Origin of the sequence: Aliidiomarina sedimenti, assembly GCF_003986955.1 — a bacterium.
GTDB lineage: Bacteria > Pseudomonadota > Gammaproteobacteria > Enterobacterales > Alteromonadaceae > Aliidiomarina > Aliidiomarina sedimenti.
In genome coordinates this window covers 802,040-824,983 of sequence record NZ_PIPN01000001.1, presented here as the reverse complement: position 1 = coordinate 824,983, position 22,944 = coordinate 802,040, and the positions used below count along the sequence as shown (strand labels likewise).

At 52.3% G+C, this 22,944-nt stretch carries 21 protein-coding genes and 5 tRNA genes; 2 read left to right on the top strand and 24 right to left on the bottom strand.

Features of this window, described 5'->3' with window-relative positions:
• Positions 1 to 66: 66 nt before the first annotated feature.
• The 17 genes from CWE12_RS04010 to CWE12_RS03930 form a co-directional block, all read right to left on the bottom strand.
• Positions 67 to 852: a septal ring lytic transglycosylase RlpA family protein gene (locus tag CWE12_RS04010; protein ID WP_338024166.1), complete on the bottom strand. Its 786-nt coding sequence runs from the start codon at positions 850 to 852 to the stop codon at positions 67 to 69.
• Positions 836 to 1,882, bottom strand: a complete 1,047-nt coding sequence (gene mltB / locus CWE12_RS04005; protein ID WP_241984126.1) for a lytic murein transglycosylase B — start codon at positions 1,880 to 1,882, stop codon at positions 836 to 838. Before mltB ends, CWE12_RS04010 begins: the two co-directional genes overlap by 17 nt.
• 31 nt (positions 1,883 to 1,913) lie before the next feature.
• Positions 1,914 to 3,029 (bottom strand): rod shape-determining protein RodA, encoded by a 1,116-nt coding sequence (rodA, locus tag CWE12_RS04000; protein ID WP_126788519.1) that lies wholly within the window; start codon positions 3,027 to 3,029, stop codon positions 1,914 to 1,916.
• The gene (gene mrdA, locus CWE12_RS03995; protein WP_126788358.1) at positions 3,019 to 5,013 is read right to left on the bottom strand and encodes a penicillin-binding protein 2; all 1,995 of its coding nucleotides are present in this window, start codon (positions 5,011 to 5,013) and stop codon (positions 3,019 to 3,021) included. The genes rodA and mrdA overlap by 11 nt, the downstream gene beginning before the upstream one ends.
• Entirely contained in the window at positions 5,014 to 5,484 is a 471-nt protein-coding gene (rlmH, locus tag CWE12_RS03990) for a 23S rRNA (pseudouridine(1915)-N(3))-methyltransferase RlmH (protein WP_126788357.1), read from the bottom strand.
• A 4-nt stretch (positions 5,485 to 5,488) separates the two neighbouring features.
• On the bottom strand, positions 5,489 to 5,809 hold the full coding sequence (gene rsfS, locus CWE12_RS03985; RefSeq protein ID WP_126788356.1) for a ribosome silencing factor: 321 nt from the start codon (positions 5,807 to 5,809) through the stop codon (positions 5,489 to 5,491).
• Between the two features lie 82 nt (positions 5,810 to 5,891).
• Positions 5,892 to 6,563 carry a nicotinate-nucleotide adenylyltransferase gene (gene nadD / locus CWE12_RS03980; RefSeq protein WP_126788355.1) on the bottom strand — a complete coding sequence of 224 codons (672 nt, stop codon included), beginning with the start codon at positions 6,561 to 6,563 and terminating at the stop codon, positions 5,892 to 5,894.
• A complete protein-coding gene (gene holA / locus CWE12_RS03975; protein WP_126788354.1) occupies positions 6,541 to 7,647 on the bottom strand; it encodes a DNA polymerase III subunit delta in 1,107 nt (368 codons plus the stop codon). Before holA ends, nadD begins: the two co-directional genes overlap by 23 nt.
• A 4-nt stretch (positions 7,648 to 7,651) precedes the next feature.
• On the bottom strand, positions 7,652 to 8,149 hold the full coding sequence (locus CWE12_RS03970) for an LPS-assembly lipoprotein LptE (RefSeq protein ID WP_126788353.1): 498 nt from the start codon (positions 8,147 to 8,149) through the stop codon (positions 7,652 to 7,654).
• 3 nt (positions 8,150 to 8,152) lie between these two features.
• Positions 8,153 to 10,735: a leucine--tRNA ligase gene (gene leuS / locus CWE12_RS03965; protein ID WP_126788518.1), complete on the bottom strand. Its 2,583-nt coding sequence runs from the start codon at positions 10,733 to 10,735 to the stop codon at positions 8,153 to 8,155.
• A 95-nt stretch (positions 10,736 to 10,830) separates the two neighbouring features.
• Complete coding sequence (locus tag CWE12_RS03960; protein ID WP_126788352.1) at positions 10,831 to 11,034, bottom strand: hypothetical protein; 204 nt, start codon at positions 11,032 to 11,034, stop codon at positions 10,831 to 10,833.
• A 93-nt stretch (positions 11,035 to 11,127) separates the two neighbouring features.
• Entirely contained in the window at positions 11,128 to 12,684 is a 1,557-nt protein-coding gene (gene lnt / locus CWE12_RS03955) for an apolipoprotein N-acyltransferase (protein WP_126788351.1), read from the bottom strand.
• A gap of 6 nt (positions 12,685 to 12,690) precedes the next feature.
• A complete protein-coding gene (gene corC / locus CWE12_RS03950) occupies positions 12,691 to 13,569 on the bottom strand; it encodes a CNNM family magnesium/cobalt transport protein CorC (RefSeq protein WP_126788350.1) in 879 nt (292 codons plus the stop codon).
• Complete coding sequence (ybeY, locus tag CWE12_RS03945; RefSeq protein ID WP_126788349.1) at positions 13,562 to 14,074, bottom strand: rRNA maturation RNase YbeY; 513 nt, start codon at positions 14,072 to 14,074, stop codon at positions 13,562 to 13,564. Before ybeY ends, corC begins: the two co-directional genes overlap by 8 nt.
• Positions 14,074 to 15,105, bottom strand: a complete 1,032-nt coding sequence (locus tag CWE12_RS03940) for a PhoH family protein (RefSeq protein ID WP_126788348.1) — start codon at positions 15,103 to 15,105, stop codon at positions 14,074 to 14,076. The genes ybeY and CWE12_RS03940 overlap by 1 nt, the downstream gene beginning before the upstream one ends.
• A gap of 59 nt (positions 15,106 to 15,164) precedes the next feature.
• Entirely contained in the window at positions 15,165 to 16,610 is a 1,446-nt protein-coding gene (gene miaB, locus CWE12_RS03935) for a tRNA (N6-isopentenyl adenosine(37)-C2)-methylthiotransferase MiaB (RefSeq protein ID WP_126788347.1), read from the bottom strand.
• 84 nt (positions 16,611 to 16,694) lie between these two features.
• Positions 16,695 to 17,552, bottom strand: coding sequence for a DMT family transporter (locus CWE12_RS03930; RefSeq protein ID WP_126788346.1), 858 nt, complete (start codon positions 17,550 to 17,552; stop codon positions 16,695 to 16,697).
• Between the two features lie 222 nt (positions 17,553 to 17,774).
• On the opposite strand from CWE12_RS03930, the gene CWE12_RS03925 reads away from it, so the two are divergent.
• Positions 17,775 to 18,953, top strand: coding sequence for an FAD-dependent monooxygenase (locus CWE12_RS03925; RefSeq protein WP_126788345.1), 1,179 nt, complete (start codon positions 17,775 to 17,777; stop codon positions 18,951 to 18,953).
• Between the two features lie 121 nt (positions 18,954 to 19,074).
• Here the strand turns inward: CWE12_RS03925 and CWE12_RS03920 are convergent.
• From CWE12_RS03920 to CWE12_RS03890, 7 genes are all read right to left on the bottom strand, one after another.
• A tRNA-Leu gene (locus tag CWE12_RS03920) sits at positions 19,075 to 19,161 on the bottom strand.
• Positions 19,162 to 19,175: 14 nt separating this feature from the next.
• Positions 19,176 to 19,250: transfer RNA gene (locus tag CWE12_RS03915), tRNA-Gln, on the bottom strand.
• A gap of 41 nt (positions 19,251 to 19,291) precedes the next feature.
• Positions 19,292 to 19,366 (bottom strand) — tRNA-Gln (locus CWE12_RS03910).
• Positions 19,367 to 19,380: 14 nt separating this feature from the next.
• Positions 19,381 to 19,465: transfer RNA gene (locus tag CWE12_RS03905), tRNA-Leu, on the bottom strand.
• Between the two features lie 8 nt (positions 19,466 to 19,473).
• Positions 19,474 to 19,550 (bottom strand) — tRNA-Met (locus CWE12_RS03900).
• A gap of 145 nt (positions 19,551 to 19,695) precedes the next feature.
• On the bottom strand, positions 19,696 to 20,358 hold the full coding sequence (locus CWE12_RS03895) for an SDR family oxidoreductase (protein ID WP_126788344.1): 663 nt from the start codon (positions 20,356 to 20,358) through the stop codon (positions 19,696 to 19,698).
• A gap of 49 nt (positions 20,359 to 20,407) precedes the next feature.
• Positions 20,408 to 21,790 (bottom strand): class II fumarate hydratase, encoded by a 1,383-nt coding sequence (locus tag CWE12_RS03890; protein WP_126788517.1) that lies wholly within the window; start codon positions 21,788 to 21,790, stop codon positions 20,408 to 20,410.
• A 225-nt stretch (positions 21,791 to 22,015) separates the two neighbouring features.
• Here CWE12_RS03890 and CWE12_RS03885 point away from each other — a divergent pair, with 225 nt between their 5' ends.
• Entirely contained in the window at positions 22,016 to 22,918 is a 903-nt protein-coding gene (locus tag CWE12_RS03885; protein ID WP_126788343.1) for an EAL domain-containing protein, read from the top strand.
• Positions 22,919 to 22,944: the final 26 nt, after the last annotated feature.

The following is a 22,944-nucleotide window of genomic DNA, read 5'->3' as shown; positions in this document are numbered from 1 at the left end:
CATCAATACCCACAAGTGATGTTCGGGGGCGGATGGTGATTGTAACAAAATCGGCATGTGCTTACACTATTCAGCCACGCGAAATGCATTGTCGAAACCATCTTGACGCAATCTTTGCACCCACTGACTTGCCTGGCTTTCGTCAAAAGGCCCGAGTAGCAGTCGATGTAGACCATCACGCTGGCGGGTAGTTGCATTTAATGCATACTTATCCTGCAACTCTTGCTGGACTTGCTGTATCCGGTTACTGTCGCTGAGCGCTGCAATCTGAATAAAGACTGAAGAGGAATCAGCGACCACGGTAGGCGGGGGCATGTAGAGGGCTTCTACCTGAACTTCGGTCACTCCGCTGTCGAGCATGTCCAGCTTATAGGCAGCTGCATAGGACAAGTCAATAATGCGCTCGGGGTGAAACGGACCCCGGTCATTGATACGGACAATAATTTCTTTACCGTTTCGAAGGTTAGTGACCCTGGCGTAGGTTGGTAACGGCAGATAACGGTGTGCGGCTGACAACCCATACATGTCGTAATACTCGCCGTTGGAGGTCAAATGGCCGTGAAATTTTTTGCCATACCAGGAAGCGAGACCTGTCGCACTGTACCCTTCGGCACTTGGTAAGACCCTGTAGGTTTCCCCAAGTACGGTGTAGCTGGACATATTCCCTTGCCGGCTAAGAGGCTCATAGCGAGGTTCAAGCGGATTGATCTCAGCGACTGAAGGCAGCCGTTCCGGTGCCTCGTCATAGCGCATGCTATAGCGCCCCTGTTGGCTTGAACAGGCACTTAGCAGGGCAACAGCCAGCAGGCTGAGGGAGAGGAACTGCGGCTTAATTCTAGCGTTCATAGGCATGTCGGATTTCTTCACTTAACAGAAATACGGCCATTGCATACAACGGGCTGTGGTTATAACGGGTGATAGTGTAAAAATTCGGTAGACCGACCCAGTAACTGTACCCTTGTTTCTCTTCAAACTGGAAAAGGCGTGCTGGTGTAGCGGCGGGCATTTGGGTTACAAAGTCGACGCCAGCCTCACGCAGAGCCGCCACATCATGGGTCAGTGTCTGTCGGGGACCTGAGGTAAGGTCGGTCAAGTCAGCAACGCGCTCGGTCCAGGCCGGAATTGCTACGGGCTGGCCACGCTGCCAGTTATGTTGGGCGAAGTAATTGGCAACACTGCCGATGGCATCCGTCGGATTGCTTAGCAAGTCGCGTACTCCATCACCGTCGAAATCGACTGCATAAGCACGATAGCTGGACGAAATAAATTGTCCATAGCCCATGGCACCGGCGTATGACCCTTGCAGTGAATTGATATCAAGCCCCTCGGCCCGGGCAAGGCGAATTAGTTCAGCCAGTTCGCTGCGAAAGAAGCGGCTGCGCGGAGGGTAATAGAAACCAAGAGAGTAGAGTGCATCCAGGACCGAATAATTGCCCAGATACTCGCCATAGTAAGTTTCAACGCCAATGATTGCGACAATGATCTGCGGCGGAACGCCATAGTCGGCGTACGCGCGTTCTAAGGTTTCCTGGTGAGTACGCCAGAAGTCCACACCTGAATTAATCCGTCGCTCGGTCAGGAAAATACCATGATACTGGTGCCAGGGTTTTGCTTCCCAGGGGCGTTGAATAGCGGCCAGCACATCCTCGTTGCGTTGTGCAGCCTGCAATAGTTCACGTACCTCGCTGACTGGTATGTTCTGCTCAGCAGCAACCTGCTCGATAAAGGCGTCTTTTTCCGCTTCAACGGTTGCACTCGATTGAATTTCCTCCTGAGCATATAACGCAGGGGAAATAAGTAAAGCGCTGCCAAGCAATGCCCGACGCAGGTAACGAAGGCAAAGCTGCGGATGCATGCTGGATAAGGGGCGAAAAAATGTCACCGGGCTGTGTCCTTCTTATTTACGGTTATAGTCAGTCTCGTAGCACTAACCGACGGTGCGTTGCTATGGCCATCAGAATGCCAAACCCTGCCATAATAGTGACCATTGAGGTGCCACCATAACTTATTAAGGGTAAGGGTACACCGACTACGGGTAGTAAGCCGGAAACCATTCCAATATTTACCAGTGCATAAATAAACACGGTTAATGTGATGCTACCGGCCAGTAGTTTACTAAAGACTTGCTGTGCTCGTATAGCAATGGCCAGGCCGCGGTAGACAATAAAGCCGTAAATAATAAGTAAAACACAAACTCCCATCAGACCGAACTCCTCGCTGAAGACAGAGAAAATGAAGTCGGTATGACGTTCCGGAAGAAATTCTAACTGGGATTGAGTCCCCTGCAGCCAGCCTTTACCCTCAAAACCGCCGGAGCCAATCGCGATTTTTGACTGAATAATATGATAGCCCGCTCCGAGCGGATCTGATTCCGGATGCAAAAAGGTTAAAACGCGCTGACGCTGGTAATTGTGCATAAGGAAGAACCAGGCGACAGGCAGAAAGCCTGCCAGTGCAACTAAAGCAGCGCTAATCAGACGCCAGCTCATACCAGCCAGAAAGAGTACAAACACGCCGGAGCTGAAGACCAGCAGGGCGGTGCCGAGATCAGGCTGCTTCGCTATAAGTAACGTCGGCACGATGATAAGCAACAGGCCACCAAAGGCCTGCGTCCAACGCACTGGTAGCTGCTGTTGAGAGCAATACCAGGCAAGCATCATCGGGGTTGCAATCTTCATAATCTCAGAGGGCTGGATACGGGTGATGCCAATATCCAGCCAGCGCTGGGCGCCTTTACCAACCACGCCAAAGAGGAGTACCGCGACCAGTAGTGCAACGCCGACCACAAACATAGGGATAGCCAGCCGCTTGTAGGTTAACGGCGAGATTTGCGCAAGTACAATTAAGACGGTAAAGGCGATTCCAATGCGCACACTCTGTCGTTGGACCAGGGCAATATCCTGTCCGCCGGCACTGTATATTACAGCGAGGCTGATTACTGACAGGCAGGCCAGCGCCAGGAACAGTGGCAGGTCAATATGAAAGCGATAAAACAGGGTCAGACTGCCACGCTCTTGACTAGTTTGCATCATCACTTTGTTCCTCGCGTTGTTCTTTCAGGCGCTCTTCTTGCAGACGTTCTTCTTCGCGTTCCTCTTGGTCACGTAGTTCGGCCTGTTCGACACTCTTTTGATAGTCGAAGTAGAAGTCGAGAATACGTCTGGCCACAGGGGCCGCGTTACGACCACCACCACCGACGTTTTCGATTGCAATCGCCAGCGTAATCTGGGGGTCATCTGCTGGTGCGTAGCCAATGTAGGTTGCGTTATCGCGTAAACGCTCATCCACTTCAACCGGGACTTGCTCACCGTCAACGAGGACCAGTTCGGGCTCTTGTTCAGCTTCAGCCCGACTGATAACCTGCGCGGTTCCCGTTTTACCTGCTGCGCGGTATGGAGCATCGACAAAGGCTGCGTGAGCCGTGCCGTCAGCGCGACTTACAGCACGTTCCATACCTTCCATGATGGCACTGAAGAACATCGGGTCACGTACATTTAGTGGGGGTAATTCAAAAGGCTCCTGATAGGTCAGTTGCTCGCCGTCCCGCGTTGCACGTAGCAGGCGTGGCTGAAAACGACGACCTTCAGTGACCAGAATATTGGTGGCGGTTGCCAGCTGCAACGGCGTTACCGTCCAGAAACTCTGGCCTATCCCGACCGACAATGTTTCGCCGGTGTACCAGGATTCATTAAGGTTAGCCTGCTTCCAGCCCCGCGATGGCAATAACGCCTGATTTTCTTCGTGAATATCTACTCCAGTCCGCTCACCAAATCCCATGCTACGCATAAAGTCATGGATGCGGTCGATACCTGCTTCATGGGCGAGTTTATAAAAGTAAGTATTGTTCGATACCTGCAATGCTTTTCTTAAATCAACCCAGCCATGGCCCCAGCTGCGCCAGTTACGAAAACGGCGCTCGACCCCTGGTAATTCATAGTAGCCCGGGTCCCAGATACTGGTTTCCAGATCAACCAGGCCATCTTCCAGGCCCAGGAGTGCCATGTGCGGTTTAATGGTCGAGGCAGGTGGATAGCGTCCCTGCGTGGCACGGTTAATCAGCGGGTTATTCGAATTCTGCAGCAGGGCCTGATAGGCGGTGGTTGAAATGCCGCGAACAAACTGGTTGGCGTCGTAACTGGGGTTGGAGTACATCGCCAGTAAGCCACCATTTTCGCTGTCCATGACCACGATTGCACCGCGTCGGCCCTGCAGTTGGTGACGGGCGATTTTCTGAACCTGCACATCCACTTCAAGGTAGATATCCTGGCCCGGCACAGGTGGGGTAAATTCCAGGGTACGGACAACACGCCCGCGACTATTGACTTCGACAGTCTGAAAACCAGGCTTACCATGCAACACGCTTTCGTAATAACGCTCAACCCCGAGCTTCCCAATGGTGCGGGTTGCTGCGTACAGATTATAGCTGTCATTTGCCTGTAAACGCTGAATATCCTGGCGATTAATGCGGCCGACGTAACCAATGACATGGGTAAAAAGATCGTCATAGGGGTAATGACGCTGTAACCGCGCTTCCACAGAAACCCCGGGGAAATGATGCTGATGCAGCGCAAACCGCGCGACCTGTTCTTCGCTTAGGTTGTCGGTAAAAGGAATCTGAGGGAAACGACGGGCACGGCGCATTTGCGTCGTAAACTGGCTCACCACACTTTCATCGAGGTCCAGCAACTCAACTAACCGGGTCAGCGTATCGTCGAGGTCCTCGACTTCTTCGGGGATGATTTCAATGCTGTAAACGGCAATATTCTCGGCCAGTATTTCGCCGTTACGGTCGTATATGAGTCCGCGATTCGGCGGTACCGGCAGCACCGTAATACGGTTTGAATTTGAGCGGGTCTGAAATTCCTGAAAGCCCGTAACCTGAAGGTGGTACAGGTTACCCAGTAAAACCAGAAAGACAGTGGCAACCAGTCCCATACAAATCATCGCCCGGCTGGCAAAAAGGCCGGCTTCCGCTGTATAGTCCCGAAGTGCGTTGTGACGTCTTCTATTCATTTACTCTCGGTGGTACGGGTGATTGTTATTTAAACTCCAGGCTCGGAATAAGGCTTCTGCGACTATAATTCGGACCATGGGATGAGGAAGCGTAAGCGCTGACAATGACCATTTTTCTTCGCTGGCTTGCTGGCAGGCGCTGGATAACCCTTCCGGGCCGCCTATCAAAAAACTGACATCACGACCATCTAGCTGCCATTGCTGCATACGTTGTGCCAACTTTGCAGTTGTCCATGGCTTGCCGTTTACTTCAAGCGTCACGATGCGCGAACCTTTGTTCACCTGAGTGAGCATCTGCTCACCCTCGTGCTCAGTAATACGGGCAATGTTAGCTTTTTTACCGCGCTTACCGGCGGCGATCTCAGTCAGTTGCAGAGGTGTATCAGGGGGCAGGCGGCGTGCATACTCCTCGTACCCCGTAGTAACCCATGACGGCATTTTATTGCCGACAGCAACTAACTGAAAACGCATGCTTTTAGTGTCCCCAAAGCTTTTCGAGCTGGTAAAAGTCGCGGGTTGTATCCTGCATCACATGCAAAATTACATCACCGAAATCGACTAATACCCATTCTGAATCCAGTTCACCTTCGATCCCGATGGCTGGAAAGCCGCCATGCTTAGCTTCTAACGCCACATGATTGGCGATACCGCGGACATGGGTTTTAGAATTGCCTGAGCAGATAACCAGAAAATCGGCAACATCTGACTTGCCGCTAACGTCTAAGACCTTGACATCACGTGCCTTGAGGTCGTCTACCTTGTCTACAATGAAATCTCTTAAATTTTGGCCCTGCAATCTCGTTCTCCCAAATAAGCCCTTGCTAAGACCGCGTAGTTTACCATGAGTTCAGCACGGCGTGTAGCGCGTCGTTAAGGGGTTAGTGAGTACTTTGGTACAGGTTGTGCGAGCGAATGTAGGCAAGCACCGCAGGGTCCAATAGCGGTATTCTGCTGGCGTCGGGGCTTTGCGCCAGCTGGCGACGCAGGGCAGTGGCAGAAATATCCACTGTTGGCGTCTCCGCGAGGTAAATAAAACCGGCTCCCTGACTGAATAATTCACTGTCAACACGCTGGCGGCGTTTGAGTTCGGCGGCAAGATCGGGTGGCAGTTCAGCTAACTGGTAGCCAGGGCGAGGCAGTACCACCAGATGGGCCAGTTCAAGAATTTGTTGCCAGTTGAGCCAACTGGTGAACTGTAAAAAACTGTCCATCCCCATAATAAAACAAACACTGGCGTCGGGATGTTGCTGGCGCACATGGTGCAACGTATTCACGGTGCGTGTCGGTTTACCCTGGCGTAGTTCAAAATCGTCGGCCAGCAGGCGACTGTCCTGCTGGCAGGCCAGCTTAACCATGGCTAAGCGCTGTTGATCCGAGGCTTCGGGTTGCGGCCGGTGAGGGGGGGCAAAGCAGGGTTGTAAGTGAACATGCGACCAGCCAAATGTATCAGCCAGCTTCAGCACAGGTTCAATATGCCCCTGGTGAATAGGATCGAAGGTGCCTCCCAGTAAGGCAATCGGTGCAGGCTTAGCTGTCAACGACGAGGTCATGATGGCGCAGGAAGTCGAATGTATCGGCGGGAGGCTCGATAAGAAGCAGCCCCAGATGAGCAAACAAAGTGGCCATATCTTCGCCTGAATCGCGTTTAAGGGCGAGTTCTGCGCGCCAGAGTAGATTGAACAGTGCTTCACTGCGGGCCGGTGACCAGTCCTTGAGTATTCGCAGATAGGCATGCTGCTGGCTCTTCCACACGCCATGGCGCTGTAATGCGCGGCTGGTGTCTTCGCCCTGAGTCTGCTGTTGATAGACGCTGTTCAGCGTATTGGTCTCGCGCTGCAACAGCCAGTGAATAATGGCGGGTTCACCGTCGGTTTCCAGCAAACGCTGTAAACGCTGCAAATAGACGTTGAACTGACCTTGTAAGATAGCATCCTGTAATGAAAAAACGTCGAAGCGACTTTGCAGATCTGCGTCCTGCCTGACCATCTCGGCGCTGACCTGAAGGGGGGCGCGTTGGGTGTTTTCGGCTGCAGAGCTTTCTGCTCCGGAATTCTTTACCTGACAATAGTGCAGCGCAATTTTATGCAACGCCTGATCTAAAGCGAGCAAATTGCCTTCAAACCAGTCACTGAGTAGCGCCGTGGCATCGCCGTCGAGCTGTAACCCATAGCTTTGCGCCAACTGTTGGATGAATCCTGGTAACTGAGAACGTTGTGGCGTGTAGACAGGCACAAACACCCCCTGTTGGGTGAGTGCTTTAAACCATTTGGCTTTCTGTTGATCCGCCTTCAGTTTAGGGCCGTGGATGATCAATAGCGCGTCCTGCGCAGAATCAACCCACTGCTGCAACGCCTTACTGCCGTCCTGGCCGGGCGCTGCCGTTGGCATTTCTACTTCAATTAAGCGTAAATCACTGAACAGAGAAAGATTCTGGTTTTCGTTGAGAAGGTCCTGCCAGCTAAAGTCCTGCTGTTGATTGAACTGGCTACGCTCATTAAAGCCAAGCTCAGCTGCACGTTTGCGGATCGCCGCCAGCGCCCGCAAACGCAGAAAGTCATCGTCACCAAAAACCAGGTAGACAGGCTGCAGCGGTCCTTGCAGGTGGTTGTCGAGTTGGTTGGCGTAGACTTGCATGGTGCTACTCCCAGGTCAGTCGGGTTAACAGCATCATCAGTCGATAGACAGCATCATCACGCATTTCATTCAGTAGCAGCTCAAGTTCGCGGGTCTTTGCCAGGGCGAAATTCGGGTCTTCCTGATAATCACGGAAAATCTGAATCTGATGGCTTTCAATCCGTCCGTCGCGGGTATGCACCTGCACCGGAACTGTGTAGATAAGCTCATATTCTGCCACCTGACCGGAAATTAACAGCGACAGCACCCGCCGATCCAGACTGTCTTCGAGTACTTCAATATGAGTAATGTCGCTGTCTCGCTCAACGACCTCAATATTGTGCTGGCGAAATTCAGCCAGCAGGCGGGCAGTAAATTCACTGCGTAACGGCGTTTCCACTGACACCTGCGACAATTGTGCAGGAACCTGGTAGGAGCCGCGCATTTGAAAGCCGCAGGCACTTAGCAGACTAAGTACCATCGCGACTGACAGCAGCAGGCGGGCAAGCTGACGGAATGCCATCAGTTAACCGACCACAATGTTAAAGATTTTACCTGGTACATAAATGACCTTACGCACTGTTTTGCCGTCGACAAAGCGCTGGACGTTCTCTTCGGCCAGGGCCGCGGCCTCAACGGCTGCCTTATCCGCGTCGGCGGGCACGGTAATTTTGGTCCGTACCTTGCCATTGACCTGAACCACCACCAGCTTTTCGTCTTCCTGCAGCGCATCTTCATCGACTTGTGGCCAGGCAGCGAAGTTAATGTCGCTGTTGTGACCCAGGGCCGCCCATAGCTTGTCACAAACGTGCGGGGTAATCGGCGCTAACATGACAATCACAGCATCAAGCGCTTCCTGCATCAACGAATGGTCGCTGTTACTGCTGAGCGGCGCTTTCTGCAGGCTGTTCATAAGCTCCATGATAGCAGCGATGGCGGTGTTAAAGTTCTGTCTGCGACCCATGTCATCGCTGACTTTAGCGATGGTCTTATGCAGGTCACGACGTAAATTCTTCTGTTCAGGGGTTAATTCGGCCACCTTAACTGGGCCTGCGCCAGCATATTGCTGAAACTCAAAAACCAGTTTCCAGACCCGGCGGATAAAGCGATGTGCGCCTTCGACACCGGAATCAGACCATTCCAGGGTCATTTCCGGAGGCGCTGCGAACATCATAAACAGGCGCACGGTATCGGCGCCGTATTTATCCACCATGGTTTGCGGGTCGATGCCGTTGTTTTTTGATTTCGACATCTTGCTCATGCCGGCATGCTGAACCGGATTGCCATCGGCTGCGGTGGCCAGTTCAATACGGCCTTTTTCGTCGCGCTGAATGCGCACATCCTGCGGTGAGAACCAGGTCTTGGCACCTTTGTCGTCTTCGCGATAGAAACTATCAGCAAGTACCATGCCCTGGCATAACAAGCGCTTGAACGGTTCGTCCGACTCGACCAGGCCAGTGTCGCGTAACAATTTATGGAAGAAGCGGGCATAGAGCAGGTGCAAAATAGCATGTTCAATACCACCAATATACTGATCGACGGGCAGCCAGTAATTGGCTTTTTCCGGATCCAGCATGCCATCCGCGCGCGGTGAACAATAGCGGGCGTAATACCAGGATGACTCCATAAAGGTGTCAAAGGTATCGGTTTCGTGTTCTGCCGGCAGGCCGTTATAAGTGGTTTTACGCCATTCAGGATCTGCTTTAATCGGCGAAGTCACGCCATCCATGACGACGTCTTCAGGCAGACGTACGGGTAACTGGTCTTCCGGCACAGGCACGGATTCACCGTTTTCCAGATTCAGCATTGGAATCGGTGTGCCCCAATAGCGCTGGCGTGATACACCCCAGTCACGCAGACGATAGTTGACCTGACGCTCACCGATGCCGTCGGCTTCCAGTTTAGCGGCAATCGCGGCAAAGGCTTCTTTGCTGCTGAGGCCATTGAAGGTGTCTGAATTTATGACAGTCCCGTCGCCGCTGTAAGCTTCTTTGCTGATGTCGCATGGCGTCGTCTCGTCATGCGGCTCAATCACCTGAGTAATCGGCAGGTTATAAGCAGTGGCGAATTCCCAGTCCCGCTGGTCATGAGCAGGTACGGCCATCACAGCACCAGTCCCGTAATCCATGAGCACAAAATTGGCGATGTAGATCGGAATCGAATGGCCGGTAAATGGATGCCTGGCGGTAAACCCGGTATCAATGCCGCGTTTTTCCATGGTGGCGAGTTCTGCTTCAGCGACTTTTTGCTGCTTGCAGCTTTCGACAAACTCAGCCACGTCAGGGTTGTTAGCAGCCGCTGCCTGAGCGAGCGGGTGTTGCGCTGCGACGGCCATGTAGGTGGCGCCGAAAATCGTATCAGGGCGCGTGGTATAAACGGTCAGTGAACTGTCGTTTTGCTCAACCTGATAGGTAATTGCTACCCCTTCGGAGCGCCCAATCCAGTTGCGTTGCATGGCTTTGACCTGATCTGGCCAGTCTTCAAGCTGATCTAAATCCTGCAATAATTCGTCAGCGTAGTCGGTGATTTTGACAAACCATTGTGGGATTTCTTTTTGTTCTACCAACGCCCCTGAACGCCAGCCACGGCCGTCAATAACCTGCTCGTTCGCGAGGACGGTCTGATCGACCGGATCCCAGTTGACGGTGGCGTTCTTTTTATAGACCAGGCCTTTTTCATAAAGCTTGGTGAAAAACCACTGCTCCCAGCGATAATACTCAGGGTGACAGGTTGCGATTTCACGCTGCCAGTCATAGCCAAAGCCTAATCGGTTGAGCTGGCCACGCATGTAACTGATATTGTCATAGGTCCATGCGGCGGGCGCCGTGTTGTGCTGAATAGCGGCATTTTCCGCTGGCAGGCCAAAGGCATCCCAGCCAATCGGCTGGAGTACGTTTTTGCCTTGTAAACGCTGATAGCGGGCAACGACGTCACCGAGGGTGTAATTCCGCACATGCCCCATATGGAGCTTGCCACTAGGGTAGGGGAACATCGAAAGACAGTAGAATTTTTCTTTGCTGGGGTCTTCGCTTACGTCGAAAGTTTTCTCGTCCACCCAGCGCTGTTGTACCTGTTGTTCTACATCCTGATGTGCGTACTCTTGTTGGATTTTCTCTGCCATTACACCAATTACCAGCGGTTAATAAAAATGAAGAAGGCACCTGACGTTACCATCAGGTGCCCTGAATTTTGCCCTGAAGCCTCTTAAAATACCAGAGCGACCCACATAAGCAATGCGATAATGATGCCGGCGGCACCTAAAAAGATATTTTCGTACACGGCTTCGGCCCGGCGACCGCGTGTATCAGCTACAGTAGCCGGAAAAAAGGCCATTGCCAGATAAGAAAGGCCGAGGCCGAAGCCCGCCACTAAAATGGTGAAAAAGAAAGCGTCAATTAAGTTGGCCATGGTTTAATAAGTTCCTTTGTCCGATGTCTTACTAAAAATTGCAGCCAATTTTAATGACTTTGCAATCGTTTGACCATGTTGCAGGTCATGTTTTTATTGATTTACATGTTTTGCTGTTATTCGACGCCATCTCAACGCGGCTAATAACAGCAGCACGCTTGCAATCCAGGCGGGCCACTGGCCAAACAGGCGGTACCAGGTGGTGCCTTCGACCAGTGCGACCCGACCGGTAGCGACGGTTGCCTGAAATGAATCCGCTTGTTTGATGCGTCGGCCCCGCTCATCAATGAGCGCTGTGACGCCACTATTGGTGGAGCGCAACATCGGACGACCCAGCTCCATTGCGCGCATACGGGCAATTTCGAGATGTTGATGGGGACCGTGAGAATCCCCAAACCAGCTGTCATTGCTGACGGTCAGTAATAATTGGGTGTCATCGGTGACGGCGGCTGCAATCTGGCGGGGGAAGGCGACTTCATAGCAAATATTGGCTGCTATCTGGTAGCCATTGGCATTCAGATTGGGCTGTACATAGTTGCCTCGCGCAAACGACGACATGGGTAAATTAAAAAGCGGTGCGAGTGGTCGCAGAATACTTTCAAAAGGAACAAACTCTCCAATTGGCAGCAGTTGATGCTTTTCGTAACGGTTTTTATTGCCGTAATAATAGCCTTCAGGGTGTTCCTGCTCGCCCATTACCACAATTGAATTGAAGTAATTGCCTTGCGGGTTTTGCCGGTCCACTTTTAAGTCAATGATGCCGCTGATAACGGCAGTGTCGTTGTACAGCGCAGCCTGGTTAATTTGGTTCAGACTCGAGCCAGCGCGGTCTTCGATCGCGGTCACTGCGGATTCCGGCCACACAATTAAGTCGTAGTCGCCATAATAGGGACGTGACATGTCCACGTACTTACGCAGGTTCGGCCATTGCTGATTCGGGTTCCACTTTACTTCCAGCTCAATGTTTCCCTGTACCAAGGCAACGTTGGCGCTTTCGCCCGTGGTTTGCATTGGGTTGAGATAGGGCGCAAGGACGCCGAGAGCGTACATGCTAAGTGGCAGCAAAAGCCAGCCAATGTGCTTGCGTAGCAAGGCGTAGGTGAAGCCCAGCGCACACAACAAAACGACGAGGGTAAGGCCGGTTTCACCAATATGCGGCGCCAGTTGGCCCAGGGTTTGACTGGTTTGGCTGTAACCAAGACTTAGCCAGGGAAAACCGGTAAAAAGCCAGCCGCGCAGAAATTCCGCCAGCAGCCAGATGGCTGGTAAGGCAAACAATGAAAATCCGGAATACCAATGGCGGGTCTTAAACCAAAGGTAACTGGCGAGCATCGGGAACAATGCCAGATAGGCCCATAGAATGACCATAATGAGCAGTGAGAAAACCAGCGGCATGCCACCGAACTGGTCAATACTGACAAAAACCCAGCTGATACCGGCACTAAACCAGCCAAAGCCAAATACAAAACCGACAGCGAGTGCCTGGCGTGGCGTTTGGCTGCGCACCAGCAATAGTAGCCAAACTGCTACCAGCACAGGCGCCAGCCAACCCTGATTGAATGGCGCGTAACTAAAGGTTAATAAAAGTCCGCTGAAAAGCGCAAGCAAAGCCCGGTAGCCGGGCTTTGCAAAGATGGCAAGCCAATTCATGATGGTTTAATTAATATCCTTAGGTTTGGCAAAGCCGTCCAGGCTAACCTGCAATTGCTGAATACGACGCCGATCAGCGGCGGTCACTTTAAACGCCAGGTCACCGACTTCCACCACTTCCCCGACCGTCGGTAAGTGGCCGAACGCGCTGGCGACAAGGCCGCCTACAGTATCGTACTCAGAGTCCGGAAATTCGGTACTAAAGAAGTCATTAAATTCATCAATGGTGGTGAGTGCCTTGACCGAGAAGCGCGTCGCATTGACCCGCCGGATAGGGGCTTTCTCGTTGTCGCTGTCATCGGTTTCATCTTCGATTTCGCCGACGATCTCCTCAAGAATATCTTCGATCGTGACCAGCCCTGACACCCCCCCGTATTCATCGACAACAATCGCCATGTGGTAGCGTTTGGAGCGGAACTCCTTGAGCAGGGCGTCAACCCGTTTACTCTCCGGCACAATCACTGCAGGGCGCATAACCGCCTCCAGCGAAAAAGGTTCGTCAATCAGTTTGAAGCCATAGGGGAGTAGATCTTTGGCCAGCAGAACGCCTTCAACCTGGTCTTTATTGTCGCTCACGACCGGGTAGCGAGAGTGGCCAGACTCAATCACCATGGCGAGAAACTCTTCTACGCTCTGGTTTTTGTCTATGGTCACCATTTGCGAGCGTGGGATCATGATATCGCGAACTTTCAGTTCAGCAACGTCAAGCACCCCCTCTATCATCTCTTTGGTGTCGGCATCGATCAGGTCACGCAGTTCAGCGTCCTGAATCAAATCAACCAGTTCTTCGCGAGTTGTCGGTTCTCCGCTGAAGCTTTGCAGTAATCGTGCAGCCCAGGATTTACGCGGAGAACCGCTTCCAGACTGGGAATTGTCGTCACTCATGAGATTGGATTGGCTCCTTGGTATAGGGATCGGCAATATCAAACTGTGCCAGTAATTCGACTTCGAGACGCTCCATGCGGTCGGCCTCGCTGTCGTCAATATGGTCATAACCTAGCAAATGCAAGGTGCCATGAACAACTAAATGCGCCCAATGGTCGAGCGGTTTTTTGCCTTGCTCAATGGCTTCCTGTTGCATCAGCGGCACGCAGATAACAAGATCGCCAAGCAGGCGAACGGGTAGCGGCATATCACTTTCAAATGGAAAGGAGAGTACATTGGTCGGCTTGTCCTTGCCGCGGTAATCCCGGTTAAGAGTCTGACTCTCGTCGCTGTCAACGGTGCGGATAGTCAGCTCGGCGGCGGTTATCTGGTGAGCGCGCAGTACGGCGTCGATCCAGAGTTCAAACTGCTGCTGCTCGGGAACCGGAAAGCTTCCCTGATGCGCCAGCTGAAGGTCTACGGTAGCGGCCGGACTGGTCCGGCCGTTCGCGGGGGGAGGTTGCATTAGTGGCTCTCTTGTCGTTGGTTACGCGCTTTATTGCTGCGTTCTTCGTCCTGACTACGCTCATGTTGTTCATAGGCCTGAACGACACGTTGTACCACTGGGTGGCGCACAACGTCAAAGGCATTGAAGAAATTAAAGCTGATCTCTTCAACGTCACTAAGCACTTCAATGGCATGGCGCAAACCGGATTTCTGACCACGGGGTAAATCGATTTGAGTAATATCCCCGGTAATCACCGCTTTGGAGTTAAAACCAATCCGGGTCAGGAACATTTTCATTTGTTCTGGCGTCGTGTTCTGGCTTTCATCCAGAATAATAAACGCATCGTTCAGAGTTCGTCCGCGCATATACGCCAGTGGAGCCACTTCGATAACGCTGCGTTCGATCAGTTTTTCCACTTTCTCAAAGCCGAGCATTTCAAACAGGGCGTCGTACAATGGACGTAAATAGGGATCTACTTTTTGCGCCAGATCACCCGGCAGGAAGCCAAGTTTTTCACCAGCCTCAACCGCGGGACGGGTCAACAAAATGCGCCGGATTTCCTGTCGCTCAAAGGCATCGACGGCGGCGGCCACGGCGAGGTAGGTTTTACCTGTACCGGCTGGACCTACGCCGAAGTTGATATCGTGGCTGAGGATCGCTCTGACATAGGCTTGTTGGTTGCCATTGCGCGGCTTAATTAAGCCGCGTTTGGTTTTAATAACGGTGTGCTTATCGTCCTCCACGCCCTGATCTTGCTCCAGCGCGTTGCTTTGCTGAATGGCAAGGTGAACGCTGGCAGGTTCAACGGCCTGGATTTCACCTTTGACCGGAGCCGTCTCAATGTAGAGATCGCGCAGGATCTGGCTGCTGGCAACCAGGCCCTTAGGTGGCCCGATGATACGGAAATGATTATCCCGGTAGCTGATCTCAACACCTAAACGGCGTTCTATCTGCTTAATGTTGTCATCAAAAGGCCCACATAAATTAGCCAGGCGTTGGCTGTCTGCAGGTTCCAGATAAAGTTCAAAGCTGTCGATTTGTTTAGTCAATCTTTCCTCGATTCGTTAGTACCCGAGCGTACTCAGGCCGTTAGTAGCACGTCTGCTAGCTAGTATGGTTGAAATTGTACGACACCGCTGCGGTCTGCTTGTTCCGGTGCTGACTTTTTGCTGCTGTTGGCAAGAATGGAGGCCGGTGAAATCGCAACCCGAAGTCCCATCTCTGCTTCTTCGCGAATCACAGTTCCGCGCAATGAATTTGGCAATGCTTCGGTAATTTTAACGTCAACAAACTTACCGATCATGCCAGGATGGCCTTCAAAATTAACCACCCGGTTATTCTCGGTTCGGCCCGATAACTCCATTGGGTTTTTGCGTGACGGACCAATGACCAGAATACGCTGTTCGGTATCCAGCATACGACGGGCATGCTGCTGAGCCTGTTGATTAATGCGCTGTTGCAGCAGCTGCAAACGCTGCCTCTTGGTGTCCTCAGTGACATCGTCGGGTAAGTCGGCGGCTGGCGTGCCCGGGCGTGCACTGTAGATAAAGCTGAAACTGAGATCAAAGTCGATGGCCTGAATAAGGTCCATGGTTTTTTCAAAATCCGCATCGGTTTCGCCAGGGAAACCAATGATAAAGTCGGATGACATGGCAATATTAGGACGCACTTTCTTCAGTTTACGAATTTGTGATTTATATTCGAGTGCCGTATGGCCTCGTTTCATCAGGGCCAGAACGCGGTCCGAGCCACTTTGCACCGGCAGGTGCAGGTGATCGACCAGTTCAGGAATGCTTTCATAGGCGGCAATAATGTCATCGGTAAATTCGACCGGATGCGAGGTGGTGTAACGGATGCGGTCGATACCGTCGATGCTGGCGACTAAGTCCAGCAACTCAGCAAAGGAGCAGATGCTGCCGTCATACTGAGGTCCACGAAAGGCATTCACGTTCTGACCCAGCAGGTTCACTTCACGCACGCCTTGCTCAGCCAGCTGAGCTATTTCATACAGCACGTCGTCAACCGGGCGGCTGACTTCCTCGCCCCGGGTATAAGGCACAACGCAGAATGTGCAGTACTTGCTACAGCCTTCCATAATCGAAACGAAGGCACTGGCACCATCTGCTTTTGGCGCAGGCAAGCTGTCAAATTTTTCAATTTCCGGAAATGAAATGTCGACCACCGACTTCACGCCGCCTTGCACTTGCTTGACCATTTCTGGCAGGCGGTGCAGCGTCTGCGGGCCGAACACCAGATCGACAAAGGGCGCGCGCTGGCGAATGTGGTCACCTTCCTGAGAGGCAACACAGCCACCGACGCCGATGATCAAATCCGGTTTGTCGTTCTTCAGCAGCTTCCAGCGACCCAACTGATGAAACACCTTTTCCTGTGCTTTTTCACGAATGGAACAGGTATTGAGCAGGATCAGATCAGCATCTTCAGCAGTGTCTGTTGGCTCGTAGCCCTGAGTCGCTTTCATCAGATCAACCATTTTGTCTGAATCGTACTCATTCATCTGGCAGCCCCAGGTTTTGATAAAGACCTTTTTACTCATGATGCTCGCTTACCCGCTTAAACTAAAGACTTCAAAAAAGGGCGCTTATTTTACCACCTAAGGTGGGGCGCTGACCAGTATCCTTTATTGGATTGGAGCACGCCGTGGCTGGCGCAGTGCATGGTAGCCCGCAATAAAGATAATCAGGGTCCCTGCGACCATGTGCCAGGTGACGGGTTCATGCCAGAACCAGAAGCCCATAAACGCAGCAAAGATGACTGAACTGTAAGTGAAAACGCCGACCCGGGAGGGGCTGGCGATACTGAATGCGCGGGTCATTGCCAGTTGCCCTATGACCGCCAGCAAACCCATAGCAGCGACCAGCAACCAGCTTTCCGTGGGCAATGGTTGCCATTGGATTAGCAGCGGGAACGCGGAGAGTAAGGAGGCAAAGAAGGAAAAATAAAACACGATCTTACTCGGCGATTCAGTTACCGATAGTTTGCGAATAATGGTTTTGGTCCAGGCGGCCAGTAGTGCAGCTACCACGGCTACGATAACCATGGGTTGCAGGCTGGTGGCAAAGGGGTTGAGGAAAATAAGCACACCGATGAAGCCAGTGGTAATAGTGAGGATCAGACGCACAGAAATGTGTTCACTGAGCCAGAAATGGGATATCAGCGGAATAAAAAACGGTGCCATCAACAGAACCAGGGTGGCCTGGGCCAACGGAATGGATGCAATGACCATAAAGAATAAAAACATCGCGGCAACCCCTGCAACGGCGCGCAGCAGGTGCAGGCCAAGGGCTTCGGTTTTAAACGCGGTGGCTCGCTTGCGGTATAACCAGGGCAGTAAAACCAGAAAGGCAAATAAGTTACGAAAGAAAACCAGATGCTGATAGGGCAAGGTTTCAGTCAGGTGCTTCACTAATGCACTGACGCCAGCGAAACAGAGTTCGGCCAGCAGGACCAATAATGAGGCGATAACAACCGCGGGCATGCGACTTCCTTAATGCTCATTCCGAGGGCAATACAGTCAGGCCACAGGATACCATGAAGCATGCCTGGGTGCAGGTCATTGGCGCTGAATCGGGCCTGGCGATGAGCTACGGAGGCATTTAAATCATGCGCAGGAACAAAAAAGAGGGCGGCTGGATTATAAAAATGGGGCGGCTTCGGGCATACTAAAGGGCTCAAAACGTGCGGCGTGTAAGGAAAAAGCATGACAAATCTACAAACTGATATTCTGATCGTTGGTGCCGGTATGGTTGGTGCTTCTGCCGCTCTGGGCCTGGCCCACCAAGGGTATCATGTGTCTGTGTTGGAACCGTCACCGCAGCACGAGGTGGATTGTCAGGGCGCTTATGATTTGCGTATTTCAGCGATAACCACAGACAACATCCGCATGCTTGATGAGCTGGGCGTATGGCCTGAGTTAAGAAATTTACGCGTGCAGCCATTTAATCAGCTGGCGGTGCGTAAAGAAGGCCAGAACTGGCTGACCATGGGCAATGCGGATAAGCCTGCATTTTTGGGGTACATGATTGAAAATAACGTGCTGCAGTATGCGCTGCTGAAAGCGCTGCAACGTCACCCGTTGATTGAAGTGATTGAGACCTCTGTTGATCGCTTGAACTCAGAACAGGGCTGGGCGCTGACAGAGTCAGGTCAGCGGATCGAGTTCTCATGGGTGCTTGGCTGTGACGGGGCGCAATCCAAGGTGCGTCAGCAGTCAGGTATTGGTGTTGCCGGGCGCCGTTACGGCCAGAGCTGTTTACTGACCACTGTTCAGTGTACTGACCCGGTCGCAGCAACAACCTGGGAGAGCTTTGCGGACAATGGTGAAATCCATGCGATGTTACCTTTGCAGGGCAATCAGGCGTGTTTGATTATGTATGGCAGTGGGCAACAGGTCGCAACCTGGCAGGCCAGCCAAGAGCAGCTGCAAGAGGTATTGAATGCACGTTTTAGTCGCGAAATTGGCGACTTTACGTTGCTTAGCCATGGCAGTTTCCCATTGACCCGGCAAACCGCGCTCGATTACGTTCGTCAGCGTACGATTCTACTTGGTGACGCGGCGCATACCATTCATCCTATGGCGGGCCAGGGGGTCAACCTCGGATTTCGTGACGTGCGTAAGTTGCTCGAGGTATTGCAGGGTATGGATATGGCGGACCCGGAGGCTGAGACGGCCACGCGTCGTGTGTTAGGCCACTATGCAGTGGCACGACGTGCCGATAACGAACTGATGGCGCAGGCGATGGATAGCATCGCCTGGGGCTTTCAACGCAACACAGGGGCTGTTCCCGCAGCCCGCAATCTGATCCTTGCCGGGTTACAGCGATTCAAACCTGGCCGCACTATCCTCAGTGCTTATGCGTCCGGGGTGTGGAAAATTTAGGATTCAATAAATGCGAGCGCGGGGCCTGAACGTTGAATGTTTAAAAAGCGGGCACAAAAAAAGTCGCCGAAGCGACTATTTTTTGTTACTTAAGCAATTGGTTACCTAAGCAATTCTAAGTTGGTGCGGAGGGGGGGACTTGAACCCCCACGTCCTTTCGGACACTAGCACCTGAAGCTAGCGCGTCTACCAATTCCGCCACCACCGCAACTTAGAGTGATATGGCTGGGGTACCAGGATTCGAACCTGGGAATCGCGGGATCAAAACCCGCTGCCTTACCACTTGGCTATACCCCAACAGTATCTGGTCGGTATTCAGTTCGCAACGACATTGCAAGTGGCTGGGGTACCAGGATTCGAACCTGGGAATCGCGGGATCAAAACCCGCTGCCTTACCACTTGGCTATACCCCAACGGTATGCAACTTTGGTGCGGACGGAGAGACTCGAACTCTCACACCTTGCGGCACTGGAACCTAAATCCAGCGTGTCTACCAATTCCACCACGTCCGCAATTTGATTGGTGGCTACGGCGGGATTCGAACCTGCGACCCCATCATTATGAGTGATGTGCTCTAACCAACTGAGCTACGTAGCCTTAAATCAAGTTGTTGTCGTGCTCGCTGAGCAACGGCGCGTATTATGCGAATTAGGTGCGGGCGGGTCAACACCTTTCGCTAAAAAAAAGCTATTTTCACGTCTAACTGCTCAAAAAAGCACTGAACTGATGAAAAGAGCAACAGTTACCACGGCAAATCGTCCCCGTTGCTGTGTTTAAACTGTCCGCTGCTGCTTAACGACAGATCGTCCACTCGTTTGGCTAGTCGTTCTGCTGCCGTATCGGCTGATATATCCCCTTGATTTCCGACCATTTCGGTTTGCACGAACCCGGGGTGAAGCAAAGCGACGGCAATGCCCTGCGCGTTCAAATCACGCGCCAGTGAAACGCCAGCGGCGTTGAGCGCGGCTTTGGACATGCGGTAGCCGTAGTAACCGCCACTCCCGTTATCCGTCATTGAGCCCATTCTCGAGGTAATCATAATGACTTTGCTGCCCTTGTTTAAAAGCGGTAGCAGGGCGAGTGTGAGCTGCAGAGGTGCCAGTGCGTTGATCTGAAACTGGCGGGTGATATCGTCGGCTGGCGCATGTTGAAGATTTTCCCGGGTTAGCACGCCCGCATTATTGATTAGAATGTCGATCGGCGTGTCGCCCAGTTGAGCTTTCAGCGAAAGTAGCTGGGAGGCGTCGGTGACATCGATTCCTTGAATGATATTCACCGCCAGCGCTTTGAGCTCATCGGACGGGGTACGACATACGGCGGTGACCTGATAACCCGCTTTCTTATAGTGTTTGCATAGGGCCAAACCAATTCCACGGTTGGCGCCTGTAATCAGAACATGACTCATAAAACTTCCTTAGGTTGGACTGCAAGCAGCCAGGTGTAGACCAGACAAATTACTCTGCCAGTCCACCGCTGGTCAGTTTCTTCGGGTCGAGCAAGCTGCTGAGTCGGTCACGGCCAAGGTCCGTCATTTCATCGGCAACGTCCAGCACTGGTCGTTTTTCCTGATAGGCCTTTTTGGCAATTTCAGCGGCTTTTTCATAGCCGATTTCCGGATTGAGAGCAGTGACCAGAATTGGATTCTTATCCAGCGCTTTCTGCACCTGTTGCTGGTTGGCAGTGAAACTCTGGATTGCCTGATCGGCCAGGGCATAACTGGCATTGGTCATGAGCTCGGTCGCCTGCAGTAAATTGTAAGCGATGACCGGCAGCATTACGTTGAGCTGAAAATTGCCGGACTGAGCCGCGATACTAACTGTGGTTTGATTGCCAAATACCTGCGCGCAGGTCATTGCGACTGCTTCTGGTATCACCGGGTTTACTTTACCAGGCATAATACTGCTGCCGGGCTGCAATGCCTGCAGTTCAATTTCACCCAGTCCGGAGAGCGGGCCGCTATTCATCCAGCGTAAGTCATTGCTGATTTTCATCAGGCAGGAGGCAATTGAAGCCAGTTCGCCCATGGTCGCAACGGATAAGTCCTGCGATGCAATGCCCGCAAACTTGTTCTCACTTTCAACAAACTCCATTTCAGTAAAGCTGGTCAGGCTGGCGCAGAACCGTTCGGCAAACTGTGGATGCGAATTAATGCCGGTGCCGATTGCTGTTCCTCCCTGCGGCAGTGCCTGAAGCTGGGGCAGGAGGGCATCCAGTCGTTGCTGACACTGTTTGACCTGAAAGGCCCAGGTTTGTAATTCCTGTTGCATGGTCAGTGGCATGGCATCCATCAGGTGAGTTCGACCTGTCTTAACGATGTCATGCAATTGATCAGCCTTGCTCAGAATAACGTTTTCCAGGTGGGAAAGGGCAGGCTGCAGTTTACGTGTGATACGTCGCGCTGCTGATATCTGAATCGCAGTAGGGATGACATCGTTGCTACTTTGTCCGAGGTTTACATCGTCGTTTGGATGGATGGTCAGGCCTGAGCCGCGGCTGGCTAGTTGAGCGAGCACTTCATTCACGTTCATATTGGTACTGGTGCCGGAACCAGTCTGAAAAATATCGACCGGGAATTGCTTCTGCCACTGGCCTTCAAAAACTTCTAATGCGGCCTGCTTGATTGCGTCAGCTTTGTCCGCACTTAGTAATTCAAGTTCAGCGTTGGCTTCCGCTGCACAGTATTTGATTAATGCAACGGCGCGGATAAAAGCGAATGGCATACGCAATTCGCTGAGCTTGAAGTTGTCGATGGCGCGCTGCGTCTGTGCCCCATACAGGGCATCTGCGGGGACGCTCACGTCCCCCATACTATCGTGTTCAAGGCGAGCTTCTTTCATTCTGACTTCCTTTTTTTTGCGCAGTACCTGGATGTAACGAACCTGGTCGCAGAGTATCTGTCCCAGCCGACGGTCGAGAGGGGCAATGTTGTGCGACATTGACGCATCCTACCTTTACCAGCTGTTTTTAACCAGACGTTAGCAGTAAGCTTAGAGTTTATTTGACTGGCTTCAAGGCCTGCACTTTTATCTTTTAAATTCAGTCGCTAACGGGAGGATGCAAGGATGTATCGACGGTTGGTTGATAAGCAACGGTTAAAACGACAAGAGTGCATCGTATCAACATTACGGCGCGCCGATTTCGATCAGGAATTCAGCCTGGTTTTTCAACCTCAGATGGATGGCCGAAATGACAGGCTGTATGCAGTAGAAGCCTTATTGCGCTGGTATAGCCCGACGCTTGGCAGTGTCAGTGCCGCTGAGTTTATCCCGTTGGCAGAGCAATATGGTGTTATTCACCGGATAACTCTATGGGTCATTCGCCAGTCCGTCGCCTACCTGCTTAAATGGCGTCAACTGGGGTTTAGAGTGCAATTGGCAATTAATATTTCAGTGCTTGATCTCGAGCATCCCTACCTGTTGCGAGAATTGACCCGGGCGGTCGTCATGGACGGTCTTGAGCCTGCTCAACTGACGTTGGAAGTGACTGAAACAGCACCTATGCGCGATCCGGCCTTGGCTGCTCAGCATGTGACAGAGTTGATTGCGGCTGGTTTTAAGGTCGCGCTGGATGACTTTGGCAGTGGCCATGCGCATTTGATGCAATTGGGTCAATTACCGGTCAGCGAAGTGAAGCTGGATCGAAGTCTGATTCAGGCGCTGGAGGCGGAAGTGAAATCTGCTGCCGGCACTGGCAAGCGGAAAGACCAGGGGCGGGGATGGTGGATGATGCTAAAGTCAGTTATTGAACTTGCTCATAGTCTTGGCTTGCAGGTGGTAGCAGAGGGCGTCGAAGACGCTCAGATCAAGCGGCTTTTACAACAGGCGGGTTGTGATTATCTGCAAGGGTATTACTTTTCAAAGCCGTTAACTGAAGCTGATTTTCTGCGCTGGCTGAGCCAGCAACGACCCGACCCGGCGGCTGACGAGAGTGAGGAAGTTAAAGAGGAAATGACAACAGCCACCTGAGCGGTGGCTGTTGTATGCGCTGCTTT